Origin of the sequence: Lysobacter sp. TAB13 (assembly GCF_052113885.1) — a bacterium.
GTDB lineage: Bacteria > Pseudomonadota > Gammaproteobacteria > Xanthomonadales > Xanthomonadaceae > Lysobacter > Lysobacter gummosus.
Genome location: NZ_JBFRDR010000163.1, coordinates 1 through 485 on the forward strand (window position 1 = coordinate 1; position 485 = coordinate 485).

Annotated in this window: 1 protein-coding gene; it reads left to right on the forward strand. The window is 62.5% G+C overall.

What is annotated here, in order from left to right; genetic code table 11:
* On the forward strand, window positions 1-485 hold a 485-nt coding region (locus tag AB4Y92_RS25635), incomplete at both ends, for a hypothetical protein (protein ID WP_441822178.1).

Genomic DNA, 485 nt, shown 5'->3' on the forward strand with positions numbered 1-485 from the left:
AGCCAGGGCCTGAAGCTTGCCGATCAGCAATGGGCGATCAATCTTCAATCCGTTGCCGCGATCGCCAAGGCCGATGCCTCGTATGAGGCCTATCGCCGAGCCTGGCTGGCGAAGGCTCTGGCTCCGCAGCACGGGCGTCAGACTGCCGAAGCGCGCCTGGCGAACAAGGCCGCCAAAGAGATCGTTCGCCTGTCGGCGCGGAAGGCCGAGCTCGTCAACGAGCGTAATGCCATCTCGCACGTATCGGCAAAGCTTGAGTCACGTTCACGCCTCAAGACCAGGAAAACCCGCGACGATGCCGATGAGGCTGCCATTGCCGTCGCCGGCGGGATGAAGCAGGCGGTCGACGACCTCGACAATCGCATCCGGCTACTTCTCAGGCAGATCCAGAAAGCTGAGCGATCGCTCGTCAAAGCGAAGAGGCTCGACGACGCAACCATCCGCGCGGAGAACTACGCCGCCTTGAACACGGCCATGTGCGGCAT